At 65.9% G+C, this 2,047-nt stretch carries 3 protein-coding genes and 1 pseudogene; all 4 read left to right on the top strand.

Going from position 1 to position 2,047, the window contains the following annotated elements:
- Positions 1-460, top strand: a 460-nt coding sequence (locus VXC91_RS44900; RefSeq protein WP_329513096.1) for a PP2C family protein-serine/threonine phosphatase, incomplete at its 5' end; no start/stop codon positions are given.
- A 59-nt stretch (positions 461-519) separates the two neighbouring features.
- Positions 520-942: a helix-turn-helix domain-containing protein gene (locus VXC91_RS44905; RefSeq protein WP_329513097.1), complete on the top strand. Its 423-nt coding sequence runs from the start codon at positions 520-522 to the stop codon at positions 940-942.
- A 136-nt stretch (positions 943-1,078) separates the two neighbouring features.
- On the top strand, positions 1,079-1,597 hold the full coding sequence (locus VXC91_RS44910; RefSeq protein ID WP_329513098.1) for a hypothetical protein: 519 nt from the start codon (positions 1,079-1,081) through the stop codon (positions 1,595-1,597).
- 51 nt (positions 1,598-1,648) lie between these two features.
- Positions 1,649-1,984, top strand: a pseudogene (locus VXC91_RS44915) (IS110 family transposase); the annotation flags it as partial.
- Positions 1,985-2,047 lie beyond the last annotated feature (63 nt).

Raw genomic sequence — 2,047 nt, forward strand, 5'->3', positions numbered from 1 at the left:
CCGTATGACCAGCACCAAGCCCTCCGAAGACGCCGCCGAACGCTTCGTGACCGCCGTGATGGTGGACATCCCAGACGACAAGCCGGTGATCCATATGATCAGCTGCGGCCATCCATCACCGCTACTGCTGCGCGAATCCGGCGCCACCGTACTACGCGTGCCAGAGCCGGCACCGCCGCTCGGCCTGGGCATGGTCCCAGCCAGCGCCTATGTGCCGACGACCTTCCCCTTCCAGAGCGCAGACCGGTTGGTGCTCTACACTGACGGCTTCACCGAAGCCCGGAACGCCCACGGCGTCTTCTACCCACTGGCCGAACGTGTCGTGAGATGGGCCGACTTGGAATCCAGGCACCTGGTCCGCAGAATCGCCGCCGATGTCCGGGAGTACGCGGACGGCCAGGCTCACGACGACATGGCCATGATCATTGCGCAGCGAGACCGTGTGGGGTCCCAGAAGTAACGCATAGCCTTTGAACAGGCACTTTGTAACCCCGCTCGATCATGGCAGGGTCGGGCTGCATGGCGTTGCGCGTGCTCTGTCTGGTCTTTTTGAGGTTTCTCGGACTGCTCCTGCTGTTGTCGCGGTCGGAGGAGGCCAAGAACGTCGAACTGCTCGCGTTGCGTCACGAGGTGGCGGTGCTGCGCCGCCAGCTCGGCGTCCGGCCGCGTCTTGCCTGGCCGGACCGCGCCGTGCTCGCGGCTTTGGCCCGGTACCTACCGGGCAGGCTGCGCCGGCACCGCCTGGTCAGCCCCGGCACCCTCCTGGCTTGGCACCGGCGTCTGCTGCGCTGGAAGTGGGAGCAGAAACCCGCGCGCACTGGGCGACCGCCGATCCCCGAGGAACTCACCGCCCTGATCCTGCGCCTGGCCAGAGAGAACCCCGCGCGGGGCTCGACCCGCGTCCAGGGCGAGCCGCCCCGCACAGAAGGCGCCAGAAAGTGAGGAGCGGGCGAGTGCCCTGTGAACGGCTCCTGCGCAGGCGGAATGGCCTATAACGCCATGGTCGCGTTCACGGGAATCTCATAGCTTGGATGCGGCCTGGCGCTAGCTGGTCCAACGCACATGGGGGACAGAACTCATGAATGCACGCAATCGCGTAACTGTGCTAGCGGCGGGGCTGACCGCCGCTACGGCACTCATCATTTCCACCATCGCGCCCTCCGCCTCCGCCGCCGCATCCCACCAGCAGCACACCATGAGCACGACGGGTGTCTACGGCATCGGTCAGTACACGCAGAGCGGTACGGGGTACACCCTCCAGGCATACGTACACGACACCGTTGCCGATGGATACTGCGCTGAGGTTTGGCTGGACTTCACCACCGACCCGCACGAACACCACGGGCCTCTCATGACCTACGCCTGCGGGAAGAACGTCGACGGCTGGGGCGCCACGCGACACGCCAACAGTCCGAACCACCGAATCAAGTCGTTCCGGATGGCCGTCTGTCGTGCCCACAAGCCCTGGGCCCGCTACCCGAGCCAGAACCAGATCTCCCGCCCGGTGGGCTGCAAAGAGTGGAACAACAGCAATGCCGCGGGCTGGGCGGTACTCGCCTGGAAGGCGAACGACGCCAAGATCACGTCTGTCGACTGACAACAGCTCCGGTACAGATCGAGTGCTGGATCGAGGCCCCGTTCCGAATGCCAGGCCGTCTTCAACGACGAACCGGCCTTGCTGGAGCTGATCGCAGACGTACTCGCGCTCTCCGAGGACGCCCTGTGGGCGATGGACATCAACCACGGTGGGGCTGCCCTGCTCATCGGCCTCCTGCTCAGCCACGACCAGCCGATGGTCTACATCACCGGCCTGGCCGTGCACCAGGCGTCCGCCGCCTACCGCGGCCAGGGCAAGACGGACGAGAAGGACGCGTTCGTCATCGCTGATCAGGCACGTATGCGCAAGGACCTGGGTCTCCTGCGGCCTGGCGACGAGATAGCCGTCGACCTGCGCACCTTGACCGCCCGCCGCCTCGACTTGTTGAAGGCTCCCCTGCCTGAAGGGAGGGGATTCGTCACCCTCCTGGGCTGAGCGGGGATTTGCGGC

This window comes from Streptomyces chiangmaiensis (assembly GCF_036281785.1).
Taxonomy (GTDB): Bacteria; Actinomycetota; Actinomycetes; order Streptomycetales; family Streptomycetaceae; genus Streptomyces; species Streptomyces chiangmaiensis.